Here is a 26,941-nt window from a genome sequence, read left to right as displayed (position 1 = left end):
CAGGATCCGCCCGGTTTGAAGGAGTGACCCGTGTCGCATCCCGCCGGTCGGGTGCTGGCCCTGCTCGAACTGCTCCAGGCCCGGCACCGGGCGACGGCCGGCGAGCTGGCCAGCCGGCTCGGTGTGGACGAACGGACCGTCCGCCGGTACGCGGCCACCCTGGTCGAGCTGGGCATCCCGGTGCTCGCCGACCGGGGCCGCCACGGCGGCTACCGCCTGCACCACGGGTTCAAGCTGCCGCCGCTGATGCTCACCGACGACGAGGCGGTGGCCGTGCTGCTCGGCCTGATCGTCGCCGAACGGGTCGGGCTGGCCACCGAGCTGCCCGCCACGGCGACCGCGCTGGCGAAGATCCACCGGGTGCTGCCGGCGGCGCTCGCCGACCGGCTGACCGCCGTGCAGGAGCACCTCGGCTTCACCCTGCGGCGGCCCGAGCCCCGGGCGCGTCCGGCGTCGGGCACCCTGCTGGCCCTGGCCGCGGCCGCCCGGCACCGGCAGCGCGTGAGCCTGGACTACCGATCCTGGCGCGGTGAGCGGTCGCATCGTGAGCTGGACCCGTACGGGCTGGTCTTCCACGCCGGCCGCTGGTACGTCACCGGCCACGACCACCGGCGTGGGGAGGTACGCACATTCCGACTGGACCGCATCGGGGCCGTCACGCCCGGCGAAGCGACGTTCACGGTGCCGGACGGCTTCGACGCGGTGGCGTGGCTGACCCGGTCGCTGGCGGGCGTGCCCTACCGGCACGAGGTCGAGGTGCTGCTGGAGACCGACCTGGTCACCGCCCGGCGACGCATCCCGCCCAGCGCGGCCGAGCTGACCGCCAGCGGCGACGGGGTGCTGCTGCGGGCCCGGGCGGAGAGCCTTCCGGGCATGGCGGCGCTGCTCGCCGGGCTGGGCTGCGCGTTCACCGTGCGACACCCGGAGGCGTTGCGCGCCGCCGTGGCCGAGCACGCGCGCCTGCTGGCCGAGTGGGCCGCCCGGCCAGCAGGTGGACAGACGCCGTCGCCACGCCGTCCGCTGGACTAGGCTGCCGGCGATGAACGAGGTGACCCGGATTCCGGTCGGCGGCGAACGGCCGTACGACGTGCTGGTGGGACGCGACCTGCTGGACGCGCTCCCCGGGCTGCTGCCCGGGGCGACCCGGGTGGCGGTGCTGCACACGCCCCCGCTCAAGGCCCTGACGGACGCGATCGGGGAACGGCTGCGCGCGGCAGGCGTCGAGCCACTGGCGATCGAGGTGCCCGACGCGGAGTCGGGCAAGCAGATCGACGTGGCGGCCGCCTGCTGGGACCGGCTGGGGGCGGCCGGCTTCACCCGTACCGACGCGGTGGTCGGGGTCGGCGGCGGCGCGGTGACCGACCTGGCCGGCTTCGTCGCGGCCTGCTGGCTGCGCGGCGTGCGCTGGGTGCCGGTGGCCACCTCGCTGCTGGGCATGGTGGACGCCGCCGTGGGCGGCAAGACCGGGATCAACACCGCCGCCGGCAAGAACCTGGTCGGCGCGTTCCACCCGCCGGTCGGCGTGCTGGCCGACCTGGCCACCCTGGACAGCCTGCCCGCCGTCGACCTGGCGGCCGGGCTGGCCGAGGTGGTCAAGTGCGGCTTCATCGCCGACCCGGTGATCCTGGATCTCGTCGAGCGTGACCCGGCGGCGGCCACCGACCCGCGCGGGCCGGTGACCCGGGAGCTGATCGAGCGGGCCATCCGGGTCAAGGCCGACGTGGTCGCCGGCGACCTGCGCGAGTCGGGCCTGCGGGAGGTGCTCAACTACGGTCACACCCTGGCCCACGCCATCGAGCAGGTCGAGGGTTACCGCTGGCGGCACGGCCACGCGGTGGCCGTTGGTCTGGTGTACGCCGCCACGCTGGCCCGGCTCGCCGGCCGGCTGGACACGGCGACCGCCGACCGGCATCGGCGCACCCTGGCCGCGCTCGGCCTGCCGGTGAGCTACCCCGCCGACGCCTGGCCGCGACTGTTGGCCGTCATGCGGGTGGACAAGAAGGCCCGGGGCAGCCGGTTGCGGTTCGTGGTGCTGGACGCGCTGGCCCGCCCGGCGATGCTGGAGGGCCCGGACGACGCGCTCCTGGAGGCTGCGTACCGCGAGGTGGCCACCCCGTGAAGGTGTACGTGTTGAACGGGCCGAACCTGGGCCGGCTGGGCACCCGGGAGCCCGCCGTGTACGGCTCGACGAGCTACGCCGACCTCGTGGCGCTCTGCGCGGCGACCGGCCGGGAGCTGGGGCTGGACGTGACGGTCCGGCAGACCGACGCCGAGCACGAGCTGCTCGGCTGGCTGCACGCCGCCGCCGACGAGGGCGCCGCAGTGGTGCTCAACCCGGCCGCCTGGTCGCACTACTCGTACGCGGTGCGCGACGCCTGCGCCATGCTGCGCGGGCCGCTGGTGGAGGTGCACCTCTCCAACATCCACGCCCGCGAGGAGTTCCGGCACCACTCGGTGGTCTCCGCGGTGGCGACCGGGGTGATCTGCGGCCTCGGCATCGACGGCTATCGCCTCGCCCTGCACCACGTGGCCGCCCGAGGCGCCTGACCACCGGCCTCCTGTCCGACGCCGGCTTGTCCCCGCTGGTGTTCAACCCCCACCGGCTGCTTCCCACCGGCTGTGACAAATCACTGATTGTGAACGCTAACGTCGTTGCTGAGCGTCACCCCTGTTCACCACGTCCGGGGCTGGAGCATGTCCCTGCTCAGGTCCTTTGCTCTGCTTCAACTGACGCAACAGGGCCGTGAACTGCAGATTTGCCGGTTGTGTCGTACCGAGGCCGGCCGGCTGGCCGGCACGTTGGGTGACTGGTGCGCCGGTTGAAGCAGAGCAAAGGGTCCGAGGAGGGCGAACGAACACCACCCGACGGTTGCGCTCCGTAACCAATGTGGGCGTCGATGTCCGGCGGTCGGCTCCCGCCCACGTAGGGCGGTCAGCAGGTCTCGGCGCAGCTAGTAGACTCGTAAGGTCTGTCCGCCAATTGATGATCAAGGCAGGAAATGGCCTCCACCAACGACCTCAAAAACGGCCTGGTACTCAACCTGGACGGCGAGCTCTGGGCCGTCGTCGAGTTCCAGCACGTCAAGCCCGGTAAGGGTGGCGCGTTCGTACGCACCACGCTGAAGAACGTGCTGTCCGGGAAGGTGGTCGACAAGACCTTCAACGCGGGCACCAAGGTCGAGACCGCGACCGTGGACAAGCGCACGATGCAGTATTTGTACGCCGACGGCGAGGACTTCGTCTTCATGGATCTGGAGACCTTCGACCAGATCACCGTGCCCGGTGGCACCGTCGGTGAGGCAGCCAACTACCTGCTGCCCGAGGCGGAGGCGACCGTCGCCCAGCACGAGGGTGTGCCGCTCTACATCGAGCTGCCCACCAGCGTCGTGCTGGAGGTCACCTACACCGAGCCCGGCCTGCAGGGCGACCGTTCGACCGGCGGCACCAAGCCGGCGACCGTGGAGACCGGTGCCACCGTGCCGGTTCCGCTGTTCATCACCACCGGTGAGAAGATCAAGGTCGACACCCGCGACGGCCGTTACCTCGGCCGCGCCTGATGGCTGAGGGTCCCAAGCAGCAGATGCCGGCGCGCCGCAAGGCGCGCAAGCGGGCGCTGGACGTCCTCTACGAGGCCGACCTGCGGGATCGGCCGCCCGTCGAGGTCCTGGCCGGCTACCTCCAGCGCATCGAACAGCCCCGCCCGGAGCACCTGGGTTACGCGGTGGGCCTGATCGAGGGGGTCGCCGAGCACCTCAACCGCATCGACGAGCTGATCGCCAGCTACGCCGAGGGTTGGACGTTGGAGCGGATGCCGGTGGTCGACCGCAACCTGGCCCGGATCGCCGTCTACGAGTTGCTCTACGTCGACGAGATCGACGACGCGGTGGCGATCAGCGAGGCCGTCGAGCTGGCCCGGCAGATGTCCACCGACGATTCGCCGCGGTTCCTCAACGGCGTGCTCGGCCGCATCGCCGAGTACGCCACCCGCTGAGCTACCGCGTACCCGCACGCAAAAGAAGGGCCCGTGCCAACCGGCACGGGCCCTTCTTTTGGTGAAGCGACAGCTCAGGAGGCGAAGAACGCCCGGGGGTCGGCCACCAGCACGCCGTGCTCGGTGAGCCGCTCGATCAGACCCGACGGTGAGGCGTCGTAGACGATCGCGAGCGCACGCAGGTCGTCGGCGCGGATGGAGAGCACCCGGCCGTTGTAGTCACCGCGCTGCTGCTGGATGGCGCGGGCGTAGCGGGCGACATAGGCCAGGTCCTCGGAGGCCTCGTCGTAGAGCCGCTCCAGGTCCAGGACGATCTTGCTGGTGGGCTCGTGCCGGACGCCGCTGCCGTCGGGCAGCAGTTCCGAGACGGGGACACGGTAGAACTCGGCCAGCTCGGCCAGACGGGACACCGTCACGGCCCGGTCGCCGCGCTCGTACGAGCCGACCACCACGGCCTTCCATCGCCCGTTCGACTTCTCCTCCACACCCTGCAGGGAGAGGCCCTGCTGCTGGCGGATGGAGCGCAGGCGTGCGCCCAGAGATTTGGCGTATTCAGAGGGCATTCGGACACTCCCAGTGCTGCTCGGGGTTCTCCCGTCGATCGCTACGGAGCGTGACGGTACGGGGAATGCGACACGTGGTCAAGTGGTCGTGACCTTACCGTTGGGGAGCACCGAGGGAGTTATCCCCATTTCGTGTGCCTGATCCGATGGTCAGCGGCCGCTGTCCGTCGGCCCGGTGACCACTGGTAACGTGGCGTGAAGCCCCGGTCAGGTCTGCTCGCGCGAGCCGGCCGGAGGTGCCCGACATCCTTTAACGACCCGTCCCGTGAGGCGGGGAAGGAGGTCCGCCGTGGCATACCCACCGGCTGCCCGCTCGTCACCACCGCGACAACCCTCGGTGAAGGTGATCCTCGCCAGCGCCGACGTGCAGCGAGTGGTCGACCGCATCGCCCACCAGATCCTGGAGAAGACCCAGGGCGCCGCCGACACCGTGCTGCTCGGGATTCCCACCCGGGGAGCGCCCCTCGCGCGGCGGCTCGCCTCCCGGATCAGCACCTTCGAAGACGTCGTCGTCCCGGTCGGTGTGCTCGACATCACGCTGTACCGCGACGACCTGCGCCGGCACGCCACCCGCGCGATCGGCCCGACCCAGGTGCCCACCGGCGGCATCGACGGCAAGCGGGTGATCCTCGTCGACGACGTGCTCTTCTCCGGGCGCACCGTGCGCGCCGCGCTCGACGCGCTCAACGACGTGGGCCGCCCGGCGTCGGTGCAGCTCGCCGTCCTGGTCGACCGCGGCCACCGCGAGCTGCCGATCCGCGCCGACTACGTCGGCAAGAACATCCCGACGGCGCTCGCCGAGAGCGTCAAGGTGACGCTCGCCGAGATCGACGGCGCCGACGAGGTCAAGTTGTACGGGGGACCCACCTCATGATCAGGCACCTGCTCTCCGGCGCGGACCTGGACGCCGACACCGCCACCGAGATCCTGGACACCGCCGCCGAGATGGCCACGGTCGCCGGCCGCGAGATCAAGAAGCTGCCCGCCCTGCGCGGCCGGACGGTGGTGAACCTCTTCTACGAGGACTCCACCCGCACCCGGATCTCGTTCGAGGCGGCGGCGAAACGGCTCAGCGCCGACGTGATCAACTTTTCGGCGAAGGGGTCCAGCGTCGCCAAGGGCGAGAGCCTGAAGGACACGGCGCTGACCCTGCAGGCCATGGGCGCCGACGCGGTCGTCGTGCGGCACCCCGCCTCGGGCGCCCCGCACCGGCTCGCGAACTGGGTGGACGGGTCGGTGGTCAACGCCGGCGACGGCACGCACGAGCACCCCACCCAGGCGCTGCTCGACGCGTACACCATGCGGGCCCGGCTGGGCCGGCTGGCCGGCCTGTCGGTCGCTGTGGTCGGGGACGTGCTGCACTCCCGGGTGGCCCGCTCCAACGTCCTGCTGCTGTCCACCCTCGGCGCGAAGGTCACCCTGGTCGGCCCGCCCACGCTCATCCCCGTCGACATCGCCGGCGCCCTCGCCCCGGGCACCGACGTGTCCTACGACCTCGACGCGGTGCTGCCCGACGTCGACGTGGTGATGATGCTGCGGGTGCAGCGGGAGCGGATGAAGGACTCCTACTTCCCCTCCGCGCGCGAGTACTCCCGCCGCTACGGGCTGGACGGCCCGCGGATGCGCCGCCTGCCCGAGCACGCGATCGTCATGCACCCGGGCCCGATGAACCGGGGGATGGAGATCACCCCCGAGGTGGCCGACTCACCCCGCTCCACAATCGTCGAACAGGTCACCAACGGGGTCTCCGTGCGGATGGCTGTTCTTTACCTGCTGCTCGGAGGGAACAACCGGTGACCGCGTACCTCATCACCAGCGTGAGCATCGTCGGCGCCGCGCCGACCGACCTGCTGATCCGCGACGGCGTCGTCGCCGAGGTCGGGCCGGGGCTGTCCGCGCCGGACGCCGTGGTGGTCGACGGCGCCGGGCTGGTCGCCCTGCCCGGCCTGGTCGACCTGCACACCCACCTGCGCGAGCCCGGCCGGGAGGACGCCGAGACCGTGGAGTCCGGGTCCCGGGCGGCGGCGCTTGGCGGCTACACCGCGGTCTGCGCGATGGCGAACACCTCGCCGGTCGCGGACACCGCAGGCGTCGTCGAGCAGGTCTGGCGGCTCGGCCGGGAGGCCGGGCTCGTCGACGTGCAGCCGGTCGGCGCGGTCACCGTCGGGCTGGCCGGCGAGCGCCTGGCCGAGCTGGGCGCGATGGCCGACTCCGCGGCCCGGGTGCGGATTTTCTCCGACGACGGGCACTGCGTCGCCGACCCGTTGCTGATGCGCCGGGCCCTGGAGTACGTCAAGGCGTTCGACGGGATCATCGCCCAGCACGCCGAGGAGCCCCGCCTCACCGAGGGCGCCCAGATGCACGAGGGTGAGGTCTCCACCCGGCTCGGTCTGATCGGCTGGCCGGCGGTCGCCGAGGAGGCGATCATCGCCCGGGACGTGCTGCTGGCCGAGCACGTGGGCAGCCGCCTGCACGTCTGCCACGTCTCCACCGCCGGCAGCGTCGAGGTGCTGCGCCAGGCCAAGGCCCGTGGCGTACGCGTCACCGCCGAGGTCACCCCGCACCACCTGCTGCTCACCGACGAGCGTGCGGAGAGCTACGACCCGGTCTTCAAGGTCAACCCGCCGCTGCGCACGGCCGCCGACATCGCCGCCCTGCGGTCCGCGCTCGCCGACGGCGTCATCGACATCATCGCCACCGACCACGCCCCGCACGCCGTGGAGGACAAGGAGTGCGAGTGGGCGTACGCCCGGCCGGGGATGCTCGGTCTGGAGACGGCCCTGTCCATCGCGCTGGACGTGCTCGGCCCGGAGTGGGACCTGATCGCCGAGCGGATGTCGCGTACCCCCGCCCGGATCGCCGGGCTCACCGGTCACGGCGTCGACCCGGCGCCCGGCGTGCCGGCCAACCTGACAGTGGTCGACCCGGCCGCCCGCCGCACCATCGAGCCGACGGAGCTTGCCAGCCGCAGTCGCAACACCCCGTACGCCCGCATGACGCTGCCGGGTCGCATCGTGGCGACCTTCCTGCGCGGCGAGCCGACGGTCCTGGACGGAAAGGCAGTCAAGTGAGCAAGCGCAGACCCGCGATCCTGGTGCTAGAGGATGGGCGCACGTTCCCCGGCGAGGCGTACGGCAGCGTCGGCGAGACCTTCGGCGAGGCGGTCTTCAACACCGGCATGACCGGCTACCAGGAGACGCTCACCGACCCGTCCTACCACCGGCAGGTGGTGGTGCAGACCGCCCCGCACATCGGCAACACGGGCGTCAACGGCGAGGACGACGAGTCCGGTCGGATCTGGGTGGCCGGTTACGTCGTCCGCGACCCGGCCCGCATCGGCTCCAACTGGCGGGCCACCGGCAGTCTGGAGGACCGCCTCGCCACCGAGGGTGTGGTGGGCATCAGCGGCGTGGACACCCGGGCGTTGACCCGGCACCTGCGCGAGCGGGGCGCCATGCGGGTGGGCATCTCCAGCGTCGAGAAGGACCCGCAGAACCTGCTGGCCCGGGTCCGGCAGTCACCGCAGATGGTCGGCGCGGACCTGTCCGCCGAGGTGACCACCGCCGAGCCGTACGTCGTCGAGGCGCTCGGCGAGCACCGGTTCACCGTGGCCGCGCTGGACCTGGGCATCAAGCGCAACGTGCCGCGCCGGCTGGCCGCGCGCGGGGTGACCACCCACGTGCTGCCGGCCTCGTCGAGCATCGAGGCTCTGCTGGCCACCGGCGCCGACGCGGTCTTCCTGTCGCCCGGCCCCGGCGACCCGGCCACGGCCGACGGTCCGGTGGCGCTGGCCAGGGAGGCGCTGCGGCGGGAGGTGCCGTTGTTCGGCATCTGCTTCGGCAGCCAGATCCTCGGCCGGGCGCTCGGCTTCGGCACCTACAAGCTGGGCTACGGCCACCGGGGCATCAACCAGCCGGTGCTCGACCGGGCCACCGGCAAGGTCGAGGTGACAAGCCACAACCACGGCTTCGCGGTCAAGGTGCCGGGCGCGGGCGCCGGCGCGGTGGTCCCCGACCAGGTGATCGACACCGACTTCGGCGGTGTGCGGGTGTCGCACGTCTGCCTCAACGACAACGTGGTCGAGGGGCTGCGGGCCGTGGACGTCCCCGCCTTCACCGTCCAGTACCACCCGGAGGCGGCGGCCGGCCCGCACGACGCGGACTACCTCTTCGACCGATTCGCCGAGCTGATCGAGGGCCGGATTCACAGCGGGGGGCGCAGCAATGCCTAAGCGGACCGATCTCAAGCACATCCTCGTGATCGGCTCCGGGCCGATCGTCATCGGGCAGGCCTGCGAGTTCGACTACTCCGGCACCCAGGCGTGCCGGGTGCTGCGCAGCGAGGGCATCCGGGTCAGCCTGGTCAACTCCAACCCCGCCACGATCATGACGGACCCGGAGTTCGCCGACGCCACGTACGTCGAGCCGATCACCCCGGAGTTCGTGGAGCTGGTCATCGCCAAGGAGCGCCCGGACGCGATCCTGGCGACCCTGGGCGGGCAGACCGCGCTGAACACCGCTGTCGCCCTGCATGAGGCCGGCGTCCTGGAGAAGTACAACGTCGAGTTGATCGGCGCGAACATCGACGCCATCAACCGGGGCGAGGACCGTCAGCTGTTCAAGGAGATCGTGGCGAAGGCCGGTGTACGCCTGGGCGTCGACGACCCGGCCGCGCTGGTGCCCCGGTCCCGGGTGTGCCACTCCATGGACGAGGTCGAGGCGACAGTCGCCGAGCTGGGCCTGCCGGTGGTGATCCGGCCGTCGTTCACCATGGGTGGCCTGGGCTCCGGCATGGCGCACACCCCGGAGGACCTGGCCCGCATCGCCGGCGACGGCCTGACCGCCAGCCCGGTGCACGAGGTCCTCATCGAGGAGAGCGTGCTCGGCTGGAAGGAGTACGAGCTTGAGCTGATGCGCGACCGGCACGACAACGTGGTGGTCGTCTGCTCGATCGAGAACCTCGACCCGATGGGCGTGCACACCGGCGACAGCGTCACCGTCGCGCCGGCCATGACGCTCACCGACCGGGAGTACCAGCGCCTGCGCGACCTGGGCATCGCGGTGCTGCGCGAGGTCGGGGTGGACACCGGCGGTTGCAACATCCAGTTCGCGGTCAATCCGGTCGACGGCCGGATCGTCGTGATCGAGATGAACCCCCGGGTGTCGCGCTCCTCGGCGCTGGCCTCCAAGGCGACGGGCTTCCCGATCGCGAAGATCGCCGCCAAGCTGGCCATCGGCTACACCCTTGACGAGATCCCCAACGACATCACGCTGAAGACCCCTGCGGCGTTCGAGCCGGCCCTCGACTACGTCGTGGTGAAGATCCCCCGGTTCGCGTTCGAGAAGTTCCCCGGCGCGGACCCGGAGCTGACCACCACCATGAAGTCGGTGGGCGAGGCGATGAGCCTCGGGCGCAACTTCAGCGAGGCGCTGAACAAGGCGATGCGCTCGATGGAAACCAAGGCCGCCGGCTTCTGGACCGTGCCGGACCCGGCCGACGTCACGCTCGCGGACACTCTCGCCGCGTTGCGTATCCCGCACGACGGCCGGCTGTACACCGTCGAGCGGGCGCTGCGCCTCGGCGCGTCGATCGCCGAGGTCGCCGAGGCCTCCGGCGGGATAGACCCGTGGTTCCTCGACCAGATCGCCGCCCTGATCGAGCTGCGCGCCGAGATCGTCGAGGCGCCGGTGCTCGACGCTGAGCTGCTGCGTCGCGCCAAGCGGGCCGGCCTGTCCGACCGGCAGCTCGCCGCGCTGCGCCCGGAGCTGGCCGCCGAGGACGGAGTACGGACCCTGCGGCACCGCCTCGATGTGCGGCCGGTCTACAAGACCGTGGACACCTGCGCCGCCGAGTTCGAGGCCACCACGCCGTACCACTACTCCACCTACGACCTGGAGACCGAGGTCGCGCCGTCGGACCGGCCGAAGGTGCTGATCCTGGGCTCCGGCCCGAACCGGATCGGGCAGGGCATCGAGTTCGACTACTCGTGCGTGCACGCGGTGCAGGCGTTGCGGTCGGCCGGTTACGAGACTGTCATGGTCAACTGCAACCCGGAGACGGTCTCCACCGACTACGACACCGCCGACCGGCTCTACTTCGAGCCGCTGACGTTCGAGGACGTCCTCGAGGTCTGGCACGCGGAGGACTCCTCCGGTCGTGCCGCCGGCGGACCGGGCGTGATCGGTGTGGTCGTACAGCTCGGCGGGCAGACCCCGCTCGGGTTGGCGCAGCGGCTCAAGAACGCGGGGGTGCCGATCGTCGGCACCTCCCCGGAGTCGATCCACCTGGCCGAGGAGCGGGGCGCGTTCGGCGCGGTGCTGGCCCGTGCCGGGCTCCGCGCGCCGGCGCACGGCATGGCCACGTCCTACGACGAGGCCAAGGCGATCGCCGACGAGATCGGTTACCCGGTGCTGGTCCGGCCGTCGTACGTGCTGGGCGGGCGGGGCATGGAGATCGTCTACGACGACCCGACCCTGCGCGACTACATCGGCCGGGCCACCGACATCTCCGGCGACCATCCGGTGCTGGTGGACCGGTTCCTCGACGACGCCATCGAGATCGACGTGGACGCCCTGTGCGACGCCGACGGCGCGGTCTACATCGGCGGCGTGATGGAGCACATCGAGGAGGCCGGCATCCACTCCGGCGACTCGTCCTGCGCGCTGCCCCCGATCACCCTCGCGGGGTCGCACCTGGCCGAGGTCCGCCGCTACACCGAGGCGATCGCCCGCGGTGTCGGCGTCCGCGGTCTGCTCAACGTGCAGTACGCGCTCAAGGACGACGTGCTCTACGTCCTGGAGGCCAACCCGCGCGCGTCGCGGACCGTTCCGTTCGTCTCCAAGGCGACGGCCGTTCCGCTGGCCAAGGCGGCGGCCCGGATCGCGCTCGGCGCGACCATCGCCGAGCTGCGCGCCGAGGGCCTGCTCCCGGCGACGGGGGACGGGGGCACGATGCCCGCCGACGCGCCGATCGCGGTCAAGGAGGCGGTGCTGCCGTTCAAGCGCTTCCGGACCCGGGCGGGCAAGGGGATCGACTCGCTGCTCGGGCCGGAGATGAAGTCGACAGGCGAGGTGATGGGCATCGACACCAACTTCGGGCACGCCTTCGCCAAGAGCCAGTCCGCCGCGTACGGGTCGTTGCCGACCGCCGGGAAGATCTTCGTCTCGGTGGCGAACCGGGACAAGCGCGGCATGATCTTCCCGATCAAGCGACTGGCCGACCTGGGCTTCGAGATCGTGGCGACCGCCGGCACCTCCGAGGTGCTGCGCCGGCACGGCATCGCCTGCGAGCAGATCCGCAAGCACTACCAGGCCGGCGAGGGTGACGACGCGGTGTCGCTGATCCTCGGCGGCGACGTGGCGCTCGTCATCAACACGCCGCAGGGCTCGGGTGCCAGCGCCCGCTCGGACGGCTACGAGATCCGCAGCGCCGCCGTCACCGCCGACATTCCCTGCATCACCACGGTCCCCGGCGCGGCCGCGGCGGTCATGGGCATCGAGGCGCGCATCCGGGGCGACATGCAGGTCCGTCCTTTGCAGGACCTGCACGCGACGCTGCGGGCGGCCCAGTGACAGTGTTCGAGCGGGTCGTACGGCCGGGGTTGTTCCGCCTCGGCGGCGGGGACGCCGAGGCGGCGCACGAATGGACACTGCGGCGGTTGGCGGCGCTGTCCCGGCGTCCGGTGGCCCTCGCCGCCCTGCGGGCCCGGTACGCGGTCGACGCGCCGCGCACGGTGTTCGGCGTGCGGTTTCCCAACCCGGTCGGGCTGGCCGCCGGCATGGACAAGGACGGCGCCGCGCTGGCTGCCTGGCCGGCGCTCGGCTTCGGCTTCGTCGAGGTCGGCACTGTCACCGCGCACGCCCAGCCGGGCAATCCCCGGCCTCGGCTGTTCCGGCTGCCGGGCAGCGAGGCGGTGATCAACCGGATGGGCTTCAACAACGCCGGGGCCGCCGCGCTCGCCGCCCGGCTGGACGCGCTGCCGCGCCCGATCGGGGTGCCGCTGGGCATCTCGCTGGGAAAGTCCAAGGTGAGCCCGCTCGACGAGGCGGTCGAGGACTACCTCGCCTCGTACCGCGCGCTGCGCGGGCACGGCGACTACTTCGCGGTCAACGTGTCCTCGCCGAACACGCCCGGCCTGCGGTCGTTGCAGGATCGGGCACACCTGGACGCCCTGTTGGCCGCGCTGGTGGGGGAGAAGCCGGTCCTGGTCAAGATCGCACCGGATCTCACCGAGGCGGCGATCGCCGAGCTGCTGGAGGTGTGCCTGGCCCGGGGCGCCGCCGGCGTGATCGCCACCAACACCACGCTGTCCCGGGACGGGCTGGCCTCGGCCGATTCCGCACGTGGCGCCGAGATCGGTGGCCTGTCCGGGCGGCCCCTGACCGGCCGTGCCCGGGACGTGGTCGCCTTCGTGCACTCCGAGACCGGTGGCCGCCTGCCGATCATCGGCGTCGGCGGGGTGCTGGACCCGGACGACGCGGCGCGGATGGTCGACGCCGGGGCGGCCCTGGTGCAGCTCTACACCGGCTTCATCTACCGGGGCCCGACCCTGGTCCGCGCCTCTGCCCGGGCTGCCGCCCGAGCGGCGGCCACAGCGGTGGCGCCGGACCCGGTCGCCGGACGGTGACCCACCCCGGCCCGGTGCTGGCCCGCCCCCAACGCCGGGCCGGCTCCGCGCCGGGCCGGCTCCGGGCTGGCTCTGGGCTGGACCGGGCCGGGCTGGCTCTGGGCTGGACCGGGCCGGGCCGGCTCTGGGCTGGACCGCGCCGGCTCCGCGCCGGGCGCCCACCTCCTTCGCCGTTCCTTTGCTCTGCTTCAACCCACGCAACGGCCGACGTCCGATATCCGGACACCCGGCGTTGCGTCCGTTGAAGCAGAGCAAAGGTGGCGAGGGGCCCCCCGGCCCCGGCCCCCTGACCACCACCACGGCCCGGTACGTCCGGGCCGGAAAGAGGAGTACGTGTGACACCCGAGGAGATCCTGGCCGCCGACCGGGCGCACGTCTGGCATCCGTACGCCGCGCTGCCACCGGCGAACCCGCCGTACGTGGTGCAGAGCGCCGAGGGCGTGCGGCTGACCCTTGCCGACGGGAGGGAGCTTGTGGACGGGATGTCGTCCTGGTGGGCGGCGATCCACGGCTACCGGCACCCGGTGCTGGACGCGGCCGTGACCGACCAGCTCGGCCGGATGAGCCACGTGATGTTCGGCGGCCTCACCCACGAGCCTGCCGTACAGCTCGCCCAAACCCTGGTGGAGCTGGCCCCGGAGGGTCTGGAGCACGTTTTCCTGGCCGACTCCGGCTCGGTCGGTGTCGAGGTGGCGGTGAAGATGTGCCTGCAGTACCAGCGGGCCGTCGGCCGACCCCAGCGACGCCGGTTGGCGACGTGGCGGGGCGGCTACCACGGCGACACGTTCCACCCGATGAGCGTCTGCGACCCGGAGGGCGGGATGCATCACCTCTGGGGTGACGTGCTGCCCCGGCAGGTCTTCGCCCCGGTGCCGCCCGGGGGCTTCAGCGACCCACCCGACGAGGCGTACGTGGCGGCGTTGGCGGAGACGGTGGAGCGGCACGCGCACGAGCTGGCCGCCGTGATCGTCGAGCCCGTCGTCCAGGGTGCCGGTGGGATGCGGTTCCACCATCCGGGTTACCTGCGGGTGCTGCGCGAGGTGACCCGCGCGCACGGGGTGCTGCTGATCTTCGACGAGATCGCGACCGGGTTCGGCCGTACCGGCGCGATGTTCGCCGCCGAGCACGCCGGGGTGGCCCCGGACGTGCTGTGCGTGGGCAAGGCGCTCACCGGTGGCTACCTGACCCTGGCCGCGACGTTGTGCACGGCGGAGATCGCCCGGGGCATCTCCGCCGACGGCGTGCTGGCGCACGGGCCCACGTTCATGGGCAACCCGCTGGCCTGCGCGGTCGCCAACGCCTCCATCGGGCTGCTGCGGGCCGGGGACTGGGCGACGCAGGTGTCCAGGGTCGGCGCCGGCCTGCGCGCCGGCCTGGAGCCGTTGCGCGCCGCCCCGGGCGTGGTCGACGTGCGGGTGCTCGGTGCGATCGGGGTGGTCCAGCTCGACCACGAGGTCGACCTCGGCGCGGCCACCGCGGCGGCCGTCGAGAGCGGCGTCTGGCTGCGGCCGTTCCGCGATCTGATCTACACGATGCCGCCGTACGTCACCGACGACGCCGACCTGGCCCGCATCACGGCCGGGGTGGCGGCGGCGGTGGCGGCCGGCTGAACGTTCCGGTCAACGAGTACGCCGAGGCGGTTCGCCGCCCGGACGAGAAGAGGGGAAGTACGCCGATGGAGAGCTTCGGCAACCGACTGCACCGGGCCATCGCCGAGCGTGGGCCGCTCTGTGTGGGCATCGACCCGCATCCCGGTCTGCTGGCCCGCTGGGGTCTCACGGACGACGTCGACGGCCTGGAACGGTTCGCGGGGACCGTGGTGGACGCCCTCGGTGACCGGGTTGCGGTGGTCAAGCCTCAGTCGGCCTTTTTCGAGCGGTTCGGATCCCGCGGTGTGGCGATCCTTGAGTCAACTATCCGACAGTTACGAGAAGCCGGTTCGCTCGTTCTTCTCGACGTCAAGCGTGGCGACATCGGCTCAACGGTCAGCGCGTACGCCTCCGCGTACCTCGATCCATCCAGCCCGCTGTATGTCGACGCGGTTACGGCCAGTCCCTACCTGGGAGTAGGTTCGCTGGCCCCGATGTTCGAGTTGGCCGCCGAGCACGGCGGCGGCGTCTTCGTGCTGGCCCTCACCTCGAACCCCGAGGGCGCGGCTGTGCAGCGGGCCCGCACGGCCGACGGGCGCACCGTCGCGCAGACCGTGATCGACGAGATTTCGCAGCTCAACCGGGGTGCGGACCCCCTCGGAAGCTTCGGTCTGGTGGTCGGCGCGACCATCGGTGACACCGGTCATGACCTCTCCGGCGTGGGGGGTCCGCTGCTCGCTCCGGGGCTCGGCGCACAGGGTGCGGGTGCCGCCGATCTGCGTACCGTCTTCGGTTCCAGCCTCGCCGCGGTGCTCCCGTCGTACTCCCGGGAGGTCCTGTCGGCGGGACCGGACGCCGACGCTCTGCGGGCCGCCGCGGACCGTGTTCTGGCCGACTGTCGGGCCGTCCTGGCTGCCCGTTGACTGACTGACGGCTCGGTCACTTTGCGGTGATCATCGCGCGCCCACGTTGCCGAAAGCTCCGTTGACCGCTAGTTTTCCCCGCGCTGGGAACCACGGACCCCTTGGTTCACAGCGACACCACGTTTCACAGATGCGGCGGTGCGCCCCGCCCGCCGCGATAGGGACCTGAGGAGAACTGGTGCCGCTCCCGTCACTGACCCCCGAACAGCGCGCTGCCGCGCTCGAGAAGGCCGCGGAGATCCGCAAGGCCCGTGCCGAGCTGAAGGAGCAGCTCAAGCAGGGCAAGACCACTCTCGGTGCCGTCCTCGAGCGGGCCGAGAGCGACGACGTCGTCGGCAAGCTCAAGGTTTCGGCCGTCCTGCAGGCGATGCCGGGCATCGGCAAGATCCGGGCCACCCAGATCATGGAGAAGCTCAAGATCGCGGACAGCCGTCGCCTGCGTGGCCTCGGCGAGCAGCAGCGCAAGGCACTGCTTGGAGAGTTCGCCGCCAACTGAACCTGGCAGCGTGTAGAAACAAGCAGTGAGCACGGATGACGAGGCGCGCCCGGCGGCTCGGCTCACTGTCCTGGCTGGACCTTCGGGTTCCGGCAGGGAGAGTGTCGTCGAGCTCGTTCGGGCGCGTTTCCCGTCCGTGTGGATCCCGGTGCCGGCAACGACAAGGCCGCGCCGGGAGCCGGAGGCCGACGGAGAGCAGCGGGTCTTTCTCGCCCCGGCCGAGTTCGAGCGCCGGGTGGCCACCGGCGACCTGGTGGAGTGGTCGCGGATCGGCGCGTACCACCGGGGCACCCTCTACCCGCCGCTGCGCGTCCGGCTCGACGCCGGGCAGCCGGTCCTACTGCCGCTCGACGTGGCCGGGGCCCGCCTGGTGCGGGCGCGACTGCCCGACACGCGGCTGGTGCTGCTGATCCCGTCCGGGCGCCGGCCCGACGCCGCCGTGGCGGCGGCCTTCACGCACACGCTGACCCACGACCGCACCGATCGGGTCGCCGACGAGCTGGTAGGCTTACTCGGTTCTTCTTATCCGGATCCGGCCTGGTCACGCGTGCGTGGCTGAACGGCCGGCCGCCGTTGAGACTCAGCACCGCGTCCGCGCGGTTCGAAAGACGCAGAGGTTAATTCGTGGGATCCATCGCCAACCCCGAAGGCATCACCAACCCGCCGATCGACGAGCTCCTCGAGAAGACGACGTCGAAGTACGCGCTGGTCATCTTCGCCGCCAAGCGCGCGCGCCAGGTCAACGCCTATTACAGCCAGCTCGGTGAGGGCCTCCTGGAGTACGTCGGCCCGCTCGTCGAGACCACCCCCCAGGAGAAGCCCCTCTCCATCGCCATGCGCGAGATCAACGCGGGCCTGCTCACCGCCGAGCCGACCGACCAGCCGTAAGCCCGCACCCGTCGATGTCCGCCTCGATCGTCCTCGGGGTCGGCGGCGGCATCGCCGCCTACAAGGCGTGTGAGCTGCTGCGACTCTTCACCGAGTCGGGTCATCGGGTCCGTGTCGTGCCGACCGCGTCGGCGCTGCGGTTCGTCGGGGCGCCGACCTGGGCGGCGCTCTCCGGTCAACCGGTCGCCGACGACGTCTGGTCCGACGTGCACGAGGTGCCGCACGTTCGCCTCGGCAAGCAGGCCGACCTCGTGGTGGTCGCGCCGACCACCACCGACCTGCTCGCCAAGGCCGCCCACGGGCTCGCCGACGACCTGCTGACCAACACGCTGCTGACCGCCCGCTGCCCGGTGGTGCTGGCTCCGGCCATGCACACCGAGATGTGGGAGCACCCGGCCACCGTCGCCAACGTCGCCACGCTGCGGGCCCGGGGCGTCCGGGTCATCGAGCCGGCCGTCGGGCGGCTCACCGGCGCCGACACCGGCAAGGGTCGACTGCCCGACCCGGCGGAGATCTTCGCGGTCGCCCGCCAGGTCCTCGCTCGGGGCGTGTCCGCTCCCGCCGACCTGACCGGCCGCCGGCTGGTGGTCACCGCCGGGGGCACCCGTGAGCCGCTGGACCCGGTCCGCTTCCTCGGCAACCGCTCCTCCGGCAAGCAGGGCTACGCCTTCGCCCGGTCGGCTGTCGCCCGGGGAGCGCGGGTCACGCTGATCTCGGCCAACGTGGCCCTCGCCGACCCCGCCGGGGTCGACCTGGTCCGCGTCGGCACGACCGCCGAGCTGCGTGAGGCGACCCTCAAGGCCGCCGTCGAGGCCGACGCGGTCGTGATGGCGGCGGCTCCGGCCGATTTCCGACCGGCGACGTACGCGCCTGGCAAAATCAAGAAGTCGGACGACGGAGTGGCGCCCACCATCGAGCTCGTCACCAACCCGGACATCGCGGCGGAGCTCGGCCAGCGCAAGCGACCGGAGCAGGTGCTTGTGGTGTTCGCCGCCGAGACCGGCGACGCGGAGGCCAACGGCCGGGCGAAACTCGCCCGGAAGCGGGCCGACCTGATCGTGGTCAACGAGGTCGGTGCGGACCTGGTCTTCGGCGCCGACACCAACACGGTGACGGTCATCGGCGCGGACGGCTCGGTGAGCCGCCTGCCGGAGCAGTCCAAGGAGGCCGTGGCCGACACCGTGTGGGATCTCGTCGTGGCGCGGCTGGCCAACCGCTCCTGACGGGTGGAACAGCGCGCGACCGACCCCGACACCGGCCGCAGCGGTGACTAGACTGCCGCGGAACGACCTCACACGCTTAGGAGTGCCGTGACACGCCGCCTCTTCACGTCCGAATCGGTCACGGAAGGCCACCCGGACAAGATCGCCGACCAGATCAGCGACGGCATCCTCGACGCGCTGCTCACCGAGGACCCGCACAGCCGGGTCGCGGTCGAGACCATGATCACCACCGGCCAGGTACACATCGCCGGTGAGGTGACCACGAAGGCGTACGCCGACATCCCGACCATCGTCCGGCGCACCATCCTCGACATCGGCTACGACTCGTCGAAGAAGGGCTTCGACGGCGCGTCCTGCGGAGTCAGTGTCTCGATCGGCGCGCAGTCCGAGGACATCGCGCAGGGCGTGGACAACGCCTTCGAGCTGCGCACCGGCGCGTCGGAGAGCGCGCTGGACGCGCAGGGCGCCGGTGACCAGGGCATGATGTTCGGCTTCGCCTGCTCGGAGACTCCGGAGCTGATGCCGCTGCCGATCGCGCTCGCCCACCGGCTGGCCCGCCGCCTCGCCGCGGTGCGCAAGGACGGCACCATCCCGTACCTGCGTCCGGACGGCAAGACCCAGGTCACCATCGAGTACGAGGGGCTGCGCCCGGTCCGCCTGAACACGGTGGTGGTGTCCAGCCAGCACGCCGCGGACATCTCGCTGGAGTCGCTTCTCACCCCGGACGTGCGTGACTCCGTCATCGCTCCCGAGCTGGAGAGCCTCGGTCTGGACACCGACGGCTACCGGCTGCTGGTCAACCCGACCGGCCGGTTCGAGATCGGCGGCCCGATGGGTGACGCCGGCCTGACCGGTCGCAAGATCATCGTCGACACCTACGGCGGGTACGCCCGCCACGGCGGCGGCGCGTTCTCCGGCAAGGATCCGTCCAAGGTGGACCGCTCGGCCGCGTACGCGATGCGCTGGGTGGCCAAGAACGTGGTCGCCGCCGGCCTGGCCGAGCGGTGCGAGGCGCAGGTCGCCTACGCCATCGGCAAGGCGCACCCGGTGAGCCTGTTCATCGAGACGTTCGGCACCGAGACCGTGCCGGTGGCCTCGATCGAGAAGGCCGTCGGCGAGGTGTTCGACCTGCGTCCGGCCGCGATCATCCGGGACCTCAACCTGCTCCGACCGATCTACCAGCAGACCGCCGCGTACGGCCACTTCGGCCGGGAGCTGCCGGACCTGAGCTGGGAGAGCACCGACCGGGCCGCCGACCTCAAGTCGGCCGCGGGAGCCTGACCGCCACCAGGCGTAGCGACCGGCGACCCGCGGACGGGTCGCCGGTCGCGCGCGTCTGCGTCGATGTCCCGCTGGCGCACCTGGACCGCCCGTTCGACTACCTGGTGCCGGCCGAGCTGGACGACGTGGCGGTGCCCGGCACCCGGGTGAAGGTGCGCTTCGCGGGGCAGCTCGTCGACGGGTGGTTGCTGTCGCGGGCCGACGACTCCGGACACACCGGCCGGCTCGCCTATCTGGAGAAGGTCGTCTCGCCCGAGCCGGTGCTGGCGCCCGAGATCGCCCGGCTGGCCCGGGCGGTCGCGGACCGGTACGCGGGCAACCTCGCCGACGTGCTCCGGCTCGCCGTGCCACCCCGGCACGCCCGGGTCGAGAAGGAACCCCGCACCACCGGCGAGTCCGTCCCACCGGACGCCGCCGACCTCGACGGGTCCACCGCCGACCCGTCGGCCGCCGGCGAGCCGGTCGACCCGCGCGGCTGGCGGGACTACCCGACCGGGCCGGCGCTGCTGCGGGCGCTCACCGACGGTCGGGCGCCCCGCGCGGTGTGGTCCGCGCTGCCGGGCGAGGACTGGGCCGCCCGCTACGCCGACGCGGTGGCCGCCACCGTCGCCGGTGGGCGCGGCGCCGTGGTCGTGGTGGCCGACGCCCGCGACCTCGACCGTCTCGACGTCGCGCTGACCGGCGTGCTGGGGCCTGGGCGGCACGTCACCCTCTCCGCCGCCCTGGGCCCGGCCCGGCGCTACCGGGCGTTCCTCGCCGCCCGGCGCGGGCAGGTGCCGGTGGTCATCGGTACCCGCGCCGCGATGTTCGCCCCGGTGGACCGGCTCGGCCTCGTCGCCGTCTGGGATGACGGAGACGACCTGCACTCCGAACCACGGGCGCCCTACCCGCACGCCCGTGACGTGCTGCTCACCCGGGCGCAGCTCGCCGAGGCCGGTGCGCTGATCGGCGGGTACGCCCGGACGGCCGAGGCGCAGCTGCTGCTGGAGACCGGCTGGGCCCGGGAGGTGGTCGCCGACCGGGCGACGGTACGGGCCCGGATACCGGCCATCGCGCCGACCGGTGACGATCCGCAGCTCGCCCGTGATCCCGGTGCGGCCACCGCCCGGCTGCCCAGCCTGGCCTGGACGGCCGCCCGCGACGCCCTGCGGGCGGACCTGCCGGTGCTCGTGCAGGTGCCCCGACGCGGCTACCTGCCCTCGGTCTCCTGCGCCGACTGCCGTACCCCGGCCCGCTGCGCGCACTGCGCCGGCCCGCTCGCGCTGCCGTCGGCCGGGGGCACCCCCGCCTGCCGGTGGTGCGCCCGGGTCGCCGCCGCGTACGCCTGCCCCGAATGCGGCGGACGGCGGCTGCGGGCCGCGGTCACCGGTGCCCGGCGTACCGCCGAGGAGCTGGGCCGGGCCTTTCCCGACGTGCCGGTGCGGACCTCGGGACGGGAGGAGGTGCTGACCGACGTGCCCGGCGGGGCCGCTCTGGTCGTCGCCACCCCCGGCGCCGAGCCGGCCGCCGAGGGCGGCTACGGCGCGGTGCTGCTGCTCGACTCCTGGGCCCTGCTGACCCGGGCCGACCTGCGGGCCGGCGAGGAGGCGCTGCGCCGGTGGCTGGCCGCCGCGGCGCTGGCCCGCCCGGCGCCAGCCGGCCGGGTGGTGGTGGTCGCCGACGGCGCGCTCGCGCCGGTGCAGGCGCTGCTGCGGTGGGATGCCGCCTGGTTCGCGGGCCGGGAGCTGGCCGAGCGCCGCGAGCTGGGCTTCCCGCCTGCGGTACGGATGGCAAGCGTCACCGGCCCGGCCGAGGCGGTGGCCGACCTGCTCGCCGCGGCCCGGCTGCCCGGCGACGCCGAGGTGCTCGGACCGGTGCCGGCCGACGAGGGGCGGGAGCGGATGCTGGTCCGGGTGCCCCGGGCACGGGCCGCCGCGCTCGCCGAGGCCCTGCACTCGGCCGCCGGGGTGCGCGCCGCCCGCAAGGCCGCCGACCCGGTTCGTCTCCAGGTCGATCCGCTGAGCCTGTTCTGACCGTTTTTCCGGTTGCGCAACCCGGCCTCGCGCCCCTGCCCGCACACCGCGTCCGGCAAAGCGGTCGCGCCGAGGTGGTAGCATCGCCCGTCATGCTCGGGCGTACGACGGCCCCAGGTCACGGCACCGCCGCGGAAGGGCGGGCCGGGAACGCGTCGGTCGGACGCGATGTCGATGATGTCAGGAAGCCGGTTATCAGGGGTGGACCAGTCGTGACCGTTCGACAATCGATCGTCTTCAACGGCGACCTCGGCAGCGGCAAGAGCACCGTGTCGGTGGAGATCGCCAAGCGGCTCGGGATGCGCCGGGTCAGCGTGGGTGACCTCTACCGGGAGATGGCGCAGCAGCGGCAGATGACAGCCCTGCAGCTCAATCTGCACGCCGAGCTGGACCAGGCCGTCGACGGTTACGTCGACCAGCTCCAGCGCGACATCGCCGCCTCCGGCGAGCACCTGATCATGGATTCGCGACTGGCCTGGCACTTCTTCACCGACGCGCTCAAGGTGCACATGATCACCGAGCCGGGTGAGGCGGCGCGCCGGGTGCTGGCCCGACCGTCCGGCCCGGCGGAGAGCTACGCGTCCCTCCAGGAGGCCAAGGCCAAGCTCCGCGAGCGCAGCGAGAGCGAGCGCAGCCGGTTCATCGTCCGCTACGGGGTGGACAAGGCGCGGTTGCGCAACTATGACCTGATCTGCGACACCACCCGGGCCTCCGCCGCCGAGGTGGTCGAGCACATCATCGCCGCGTACGAGGGCACGCTCGGCGCGGACGTGCTGCGCGACGGCCGGCCGTTGCTTCTGCTCGACCCGGCGCGCGTCTACCCGACCGAGGACATCGCGACCCTGCGCGGGCTGTGGGACAGCGAGTTCGTCGGTGACGTGGCCGAGGCCGGCGACGAGTCCCTGGAACCGCTCAAGATCGGCTTCACCGGCGAGTACTTCTTCGTCGTCGACGGTCACCGTCGGCTCAGCGCCGCCGTGCAGAACGGTTTCTCCCTGGTCCCCGCCGAGTTGGTCGCGGAGGTCGACGAGCCGGTGGTGGGCGGGATGAGCGCCGTGGACTACTTCGCCGCGCAGGTGCGCCCCGGTCTGGTCTACGACTGGGAGGCCGCCCACAAGATCCAGCTGCCGCTGCCCGAGCCGGCGCTGCTCGGCGGCGACGCCGTGCTCGCCGCGGACCGGGGCGTCGGCGCCTGAGCCCAACGCGGAGCCGGACCGGCACGCGGGATGCGCGCCGGCCCGGCCCCCGGGCCGTACGGTTGATCGCCGGTAGGCGTCAGCCCAGGACCACGCCGGAGGCGCCGACGCCGGCCATGCCGGAGAAGATGTCCTCGTAGTAGATCCGCCAGGCGCACACCCGGCCGGTGGGGACGTAGCCGGTACACGTCGTCGCGGTGTTGGTGTCGTCGATGGCGGTGTTGGTCCCGGTCGCCCAGACCTGGAGGGTGTTCGCCGCGTTCACGATCTCCACCGGGCCGCCGCTGTCACCCTGGCCGATGGCGTTGGTGTGGGTGGTGTTCTCGGCCTGGACCTGACCGCAGACCGTGCCGAAGTCGCGCACGTTGATGCACAGGTTGCGGGCCTTCACCTGGATCGAGCACCGGGTGCCGGAGTACGCGCCGGAGGTGCACACCCAGTTGCCGACCTGGCTGGCCTGTGCGCCGATCACCTGGTTGCTGAACTCGCTGACCACCGCGCCGGCCGCGTCGGTGCTGTTGTTGAAGACCCGGCCGCCTCCGCTGCCCGCGAGCAGCAGGGTGTCGGTGCCGGTGTTGCGGGTGCCGACGATGCCGATCGTCTGCCCGGTCGGGTCGGTGGCGAGGACGTTGAGGTTGGCGCAGTGCGCGGCGGAGAGCACCCGCGACACCCCGCCCTGGTAGACCCCGAAGCCTGTCGAGCAGCCACCGCCGTTGGCGGTGTTACGCCACGCGGCGCCACCCCACCACGGCGGCGAGTCGTCCCACCGGGTCGCGGGCGCGGCGGCGACACCGGTCTGCACCGTCACCGGTACGCCGGCGAGAGCCGTCGCGCCGAGCAAACCGCTCTGCGTACCGACGAGCAGGCCGGCGCCGTCGGCGCGCGGCCCCACCGTGGTGATCTTGTCGCCGGCCGTGGCGCGCAACCGGTTCGCCGCGACCATCAGCTCCCGCTGCGAGTACGCGGCGGGCAGCACCGTCGTCGCGACGGTGGCCCGGGCGTTGGCCACCAGGCGTGCCGGCGGCTCGCCCTTCCAGTAGACCTGGAGGTGGCGGGTGGTGGGATCGGCGACGATACCGGCGAAGCCGGAGTTCGCGCTGCTCTGCGCCGCGTTCGTGATCTGCGCGGCGGCGGTGTTCATCCTCTGCTGCAACCGGAGCAGCTCGGACCAGGAGGCGAAGCCGCCGGGCACCGGCGCGCTGTCGACGAACGATCCGGTGGTGGTGGCCTTGCCCCCCGGCGCGGCGGTGGCCGGTGCGGCACTCACGCCCGCGACGAGCAGCGTGAGGCCGCACGCGGTGACGGCGATGCGACGCAGCATCGCCGCGGACCGTCGGGCGGTCGGGTGTGGACGGATCATCTGGTACCCCTTCCCCAGGGTTTCGTGGTGCGGGCCGAACCCGCACCGAGACGGTGGCACGGGACGTCGGTTCAGCACGGCGATCCTGGACGGGACTGGACACCGTCGGACACCGCCGGACGCGGGAAAGGTCCGATGTGGAACTGTCAGACATCGGCCGCCTCCTATCTAGCCGTGTGTGACCGCAACTAACCTGCCCGTGTCGGCACCCGGGGCGGCCGGGTGACCGGTAGGGGGTGGGGGCCGCATGTCCGACCAACGGGTACCGTCCGATGTTCGTCGCGCACCGCAGGGGCCACCCGCGGAGTGCGACGTGGCCCGCGGTGGCGTCGAGGCGCAGACCCTGCCGGAGCTGGCCGGCCTGCTGCGCCAGCTGCGCCGCCGCGAGGCCCGGCAGCAGGGCGAGACCCGGCTGACGTACCGGCAGCTGGCGGCGAAGACCGGCTGGTCACGCGGCATCATCGGGGAGTACTTCGCCGGCAACATCCTGCCCCCGCCGGAGCGGTTCGACGCGCTCATCCGGCTGCTCGGGGCGACCCCCACCGAGCAGGGACTGCTGGCCACCGCGCGGGACCGGATCGAGGAGCGACGTCGACGCCCGACCCGCGACCACGCGGCCACCGGTCGGGCGGTCGCCGGAGCCGTACGGGCCAGGAGTGGCGGCGCCCGGGCCGCCACGGCCCCGACCCGCTTCCCCGTACCCCGCCAACTACCCCCGGCGTTGCCCGGATTCGTCGGACGTGCCGCCCAGCTCGCCCAGCTCGATGCCGCCTCCGCCGGCCCGGACGTCTCAGGCGCAGGCGGCCGGGCGCCGGCCACTGTGGTGACGCTGTCCGGCACGGCCGGGGTGGGCAAGACGACGCTCGCGGTGCACTGGGCGCACCGCGTCGCCGACCGGTTCCCGGACGGTCAGCTCTACGTCGACCTGCGCGGATTCGACGCCACCGGAACGGTGGTGACGGCCGTCGAGGCGGTCCGCGGCTTCCTGGAAGCCCTGGAGGTGCCGCCCGAACGGATCCCCACCCACCTGCCCGCGCAGGTGGGTCTCTATCGCAGCCTCCTCGCCGGTCGCCGGATGCTGGTGCTGCTGGACAACGCGCGCGATGCCGACCAGGTCCGGCCGCTGCTGGCCGGCAGTCCGACCTGCCTGGTCCTGGTCACCAGCCGTAACCGGCTGGCCGGTCTGGTCGCCACCGAGGGCGCCCGGCCGGTCGGCGTGGACCTGCTCAGCGCCGCCGAGGCCTGGCAGTTGTTGGCCCGGAGGCTCGGCGCGGACCGGCTGGCGGTCGAGCCGCAGGCCGTGGACGAGATGATCGAGCGGTGCGCGCGGCTGCCGCTGGCCCTGGCGGTTCTCGCCGCGCGGAGTGCGGCGAATCCGGCGTTCCCCCTGGCCACCCTCGCCGCCGAGCTGCGCGGGGCGCCGCGCCCACTGGACTCGTTCGACGCCGGCGACGCCGGCACCGACGTGCAGGCAGTCTTCTCCTGGTCGTACCGGAGCCTCACGCCCGCGGCGGCACGGCTGTTCCGGCTGGTCGGCTGCCATCCCGGTCCGGACATCGGGGTCGCCGCGGCGGCCAGCCTGGCCGGGCTGCCCCGGGAGCAGGTGCCCCGACTGTTGGCGGAGCTGGCCCACGCGCACCTCGTCACCGAGCACGTCCCCGGCCGGTTCGGCGCGCACGACCTGCTCCGGGCGTACGCCGCCGAGCAGGCCGAACGACTCGATCCGGCCGAGGTACGGCGGGCCGCGATCCGGCGTGGGCTGGACCACTACCTGCACACCGCGCACGCGGCCGCGCTGCTGCTGCAGCCGGGTCGGGATCCGGTGACCCTGGCGGCGGCCCCGCCGGGTGTGACGCCCGAGGAGATCACCGATCACGCGCAGGCGCTCGGCTGGTTCACCGTCGAGTACCCGGTGCTGCTGGCCGCGGTCGCGCACGCGAAACGTGCCGGGTTCGACAGCCATGCCTGGCAGCTCGCGTGGACGCTTGTGGACTTCCTGCAACGCCGGGGACGGTGGCCGGACCTGGCCGTCGCCCAGCGGACCGCCCTGGCCGGGGCGCGGCGGGCGGGGGACCGGCTCGGGCAGGCGAACGCCCACCGTGACCTCGCCCGGGTGCTGTCCCGACTGGGGCGGGTGGACGAGGCGGCGAGCAACTACCGGCAGGCCCTGGCGCTCTTCGGGGCGCTGGGTGACCACACCGGGCAGGCGCGTACCCACCGGGCGTTCGGCGCGATGCTCGACGGTCTCGGCCGGTACGCCGAGGCGCTGGACCATGTGCGGCGGGCTCTCGCCCTGTACCGGGACGCCGGCCATCTGGCCGGGGAGGCCAGCGCCCGTAACGCCGTGGGTTGGGCGCACGCGCAGCTCGGCCAGTACCGTCCGGCGCTCGCGCACTGCGAGCAGGCGTTGACGCTGCTGCGCCGGACCGGTGACCGGCACGGTGAGGCCAACACCTGGGACAGCCTCGGCTTCATCCACGCCCGGCTGGGCGACCACCGGGAGGCGATCCGCTGCTACGGGCGGGCGCTGCGCCTGTACCGGCGGATCAGCGACCGCTACGACGAGGCGGACACCCTCTCCCGTCTCGGCGAGAGCCGGCACGCGGCGGGGGACCCGGCCGGCGCGGCACGGACCTGGCGGCGAGCCCTGGGCATCCTCGATGACCTCGGTCACCCCGACGGCGAGCGGGTCCGCGCCCTGCTGGCCGGCGCGGCGGCCACCCGGAGCCGAGCCGAGTGACGCCGGGCACACCGGCGGTGGCCGATCGAGGTACGCCGGCCGGTGCGCCTCGA

At 72.7% G+C, this 26,941-nt stretch carries 23 protein-coding genes; 21 read left to right on the top strand and 2 right to left on the bottom strand.

Annotated elements, in window-relative coordinates:
- Positions 1-30 precede the first annotated feature (30 nt).
- The 5 genes from AB0K10_RS24110 to nusB all read left to right on the top strand — a co-directional run bounded on the left by AB0K10_RS24110 (position 31) and on the right by nusB (position 3,991).
- The gene (locus AB0K10_RS24110) at positions 31-1,029 is read left to right on the top strand and encodes a YafY family protein (RefSeq protein WP_363686914.1); all 999 of its coding nucleotides are present in this window, start codon (positions 31-33) and stop codon (positions 1,027-1,029) included.
- Between the two features lie 10 nt (positions 1,030-1,039).
- Positions 1,040-2,119, top strand: coding sequence for a 3-dehydroquinate synthase (aroB, locus tag AB0K10_RS24105; RefSeq protein WP_363686913.1), 1,080 nt, complete (start codon positions 1,040-1,042; stop codon positions 2,117-2,119).
- Positions 2,116-2,547 (top strand): type II 3-dehydroquinate dehydratase, encoded by a 432-nt coding sequence (gene aroQ, locus AB0K10_RS24100; protein WP_363686911.1) that lies wholly within the window; start codon positions 2,116-2,118, stop codon positions 2,545-2,547. Before aroB ends, aroQ begins: the two co-directional genes overlap by 4 nt.
- 452 nt (positions 2,548-2,999) lie before the next feature.
- Entirely contained in the window at positions 3,000-3,557 is a 558-nt protein-coding gene (gene efp, locus AB0K10_RS24095) for an elongation factor P (RefSeq protein WP_007458344.1), read from the top strand.
- Positions 3,558-3,580: 23 nt separating this feature from the next.
- Positions 3,581-3,991 carry a transcription antitermination factor NusB gene (gene nusB / locus AB0K10_RS24090; protein WP_193376622.1) on the top strand — a complete coding sequence of 137 codons (411 nt, stop codon included), beginning with the start codon at positions 3,581-3,583 and terminating at the stop codon, positions 3,989-3,991.
- A 74-nt stretch (positions 3,992-4,065) separates the two neighbouring features.
- Here nusB and AB0K10_RS24085 read toward each other — a convergent pair whose 3' ends face one another.
- A complete protein-coding gene (locus AB0K10_RS24085; RefSeq protein ID WP_007458348.1) occupies positions 4,066-4,554 on the bottom strand; it encodes a transcriptional regulator in 489 nt (162 codons plus the stop codon).
- 289 nt (positions 4,555-4,843) lie between these two features.
- On the opposite strand from AB0K10_RS24085, the gene pyrR reads away from it, so the two are divergent.
- The 15 genes from pyrR (at position 4,844) to AB0K10_RS24010 (ending at position 22,788) form a co-directional block, all read left to right on the top strand.
- The gene (gene pyrR, locus AB0K10_RS24080) at positions 4,844-5,428 is read left to right on the top strand and encodes a bifunctional pyr operon transcriptional regulator/uracil phosphoribosyltransferase PyrR (protein ID WP_363686909.1); all 585 of its coding nucleotides are present in this window, start codon (positions 4,844-4,846) and stop codon (positions 5,426-5,428) included.
- Entirely contained in the window at positions 5,425-6,351 is a 927-nt protein-coding gene (locus AB0K10_RS24075) for an aspartate carbamoyltransferase catalytic subunit (RefSeq protein WP_007458351.1), read from the top strand. The genes pyrR and AB0K10_RS24075 overlap by 4 nt, the downstream gene beginning before the upstream one ends.
- Entirely contained in the window at positions 6,348-7,625 is a 1,278-nt protein-coding gene (locus AB0K10_RS24070) for a dihydroorotase (protein WP_363686907.1), read from the top strand. The genes AB0K10_RS24075 and AB0K10_RS24070 overlap by 4 nt, the downstream gene beginning before the upstream one ends.
- Positions 7,622-8,785, top strand: coding sequence for a glutamine-hydrolyzing carbamoyl-phosphate synthase small subunit (carA, locus tag AB0K10_RS24065; protein ID WP_363686905.1), 1,164 nt, complete (start codon positions 7,622-7,624; stop codon positions 8,783-8,785). Before AB0K10_RS24070 ends, carA begins: the two co-directional genes overlap by 4 nt.
- Positions 8,778-12,125 (top strand): carbamoyl-phosphate synthase large subunit, encoded by a 3,348-nt coding sequence (gene carB / locus AB0K10_RS24060; RefSeq protein WP_363686903.1) that lies wholly within the window; start codon positions 8,778-8,780, stop codon positions 12,123-12,125. The genes carA and carB overlap by 8 nt, the downstream gene beginning before the upstream one ends.
- Positions 12,122-13,180, top strand: coding sequence for a quinone-dependent dihydroorotate dehydrogenase (locus tag AB0K10_RS24055; protein ID WP_363686901.1), 1,059 nt, complete (start codon positions 12,122-12,124; stop codon positions 13,178-13,180). Before carB ends, AB0K10_RS24055 begins: the two co-directional genes overlap by 4 nt.
- A 335-nt stretch (positions 13,181-13,515) precedes the next feature.
- Positions 13,516-14,790, top strand: a complete 1,275-nt coding sequence (locus tag AB0K10_RS24050; protein WP_363686899.1) for an adenosylmethionine--8-amino-7-oxononanoate transaminase — start codon at positions 13,516-13,518, stop codon at positions 14,788-14,790.
- Positions 14,791-14,855: 65 nt separating this feature from the next.
- Positions 14,856-15,692 (top strand): orotidine-5'-phosphate decarboxylase, encoded by an 837-nt coding sequence (pyrF, locus tag AB0K10_RS24045; RefSeq protein ID WP_363686897.1) that lies wholly within the window; start codon positions 14,856-14,858, stop codon positions 15,690-15,692.
- Between the two features lie 178 nt (positions 15,693-15,870).
- A complete protein-coding gene (mihF, locus tag AB0K10_RS24040; RefSeq protein ID WP_007458370.1) occupies positions 15,871-16,188 on the top strand; it encodes an integration host factor, actinobacterial type in 318 nt (105 codons plus the stop codon).
- A 25-nt stretch (positions 16,189-16,213) separates the two neighbouring features.
- On the top strand, positions 16,214-16,747 hold the full coding sequence (locus AB0K10_RS24035) for a guanylate kinase (protein ID WP_363686895.1): 534 nt from the start codon (positions 16,214-16,216) through the stop codon (positions 16,745-16,747).
- A gap of 65 nt (positions 16,748-16,812) precedes the next feature.
- Positions 16,813-17,076 carry a DNA-directed RNA polymerase subunit omega gene (rpoZ, locus tag AB0K10_RS24030; RefSeq protein WP_007075826.1) on the top strand — a complete coding sequence of 88 codons (264 nt, stop codon included), beginning with the start codon at positions 16,813-16,815 and terminating at the stop codon, positions 17,074-17,076.
- 14 nt (positions 17,077-17,090) lie between these two features.
- Positions 17,091-18,299, top strand: a complete 1,209-nt coding sequence (gene coaBC / locus AB0K10_RS24025) for a bifunctional phosphopantothenoylcysteine decarboxylase/phosphopantothenate--cysteine ligase CoaBC (protein ID WP_363686893.1) — start codon at positions 17,091-17,093, stop codon at positions 18,297-18,299.
- An 87-nt stretch (positions 18,300-18,386) separates the two neighbouring features.
- Entirely contained in the window at positions 18,387-19,580 is a 1,194-nt protein-coding gene (gene metK, locus AB0K10_RS24020; RefSeq protein ID WP_363686891.1) for a methionine adenosyltransferase, read from the top strand.
- A gap of 71 nt (positions 19,581-19,651) precedes the next feature.
- Positions 19,652-21,592, top strand: coding sequence for a primosomal protein N' (locus AB0K10_RS24015; protein WP_363687109.1), 1,941 nt, complete (start codon positions 19,652-19,654; stop codon positions 21,590-21,592).
- Between the two features lie 212 nt (positions 21,593-21,804).
- Entirely contained in the window at positions 21,805-22,788 is a 984-nt protein-coding gene (locus tag AB0K10_RS24010) for an AAA family ATPase (RefSeq protein ID WP_363686889.1), read from the top strand.
- A gap of 79 nt (positions 22,789-22,867) precedes the next feature.
- On the opposite strand, the gene AB0K10_RS24005 is transcribed toward AB0K10_RS24010, so the two are convergent.
- Positions 22,868-24,148 (bottom strand): hypothetical protein, encoded by a 1,281-nt coding sequence (locus AB0K10_RS24005; protein WP_363686887.1) that lies wholly within the window; start codon positions 24,146-24,148, stop codon positions 22,868-22,870.
- Between the two features lie 313 nt (positions 24,149-24,461).
- Between AB0K10_RS24005 and AB0K10_RS24000 the strand changes: the two genes are divergently transcribed.
- Positions 24,462-26,888, top strand: a complete 2,427-nt coding sequence (locus AB0K10_RS24000; protein ID WP_363686885.1) for a tetratricopeptide repeat protein — start codon at positions 24,462-24,464, stop codon at positions 26,886-26,888.
- The last annotated feature ends 53 nt before the right edge of the window (positions 26,889-26,941 follow it).

It is taken from the genome of Micromonospora sp. NPDC049274, from assembly GCF_040678875.1.
Lineage (GTDB): Bacteria > Actinomycetota > Actinomycetes > Mycobacteriales > Micromonosporaceae > Micromonospora.
The sequence above is the reverse complement of the archived record's forward strand: the minus strand, read 5'-3'. Positions and strand labels throughout refer to the sequence as shown.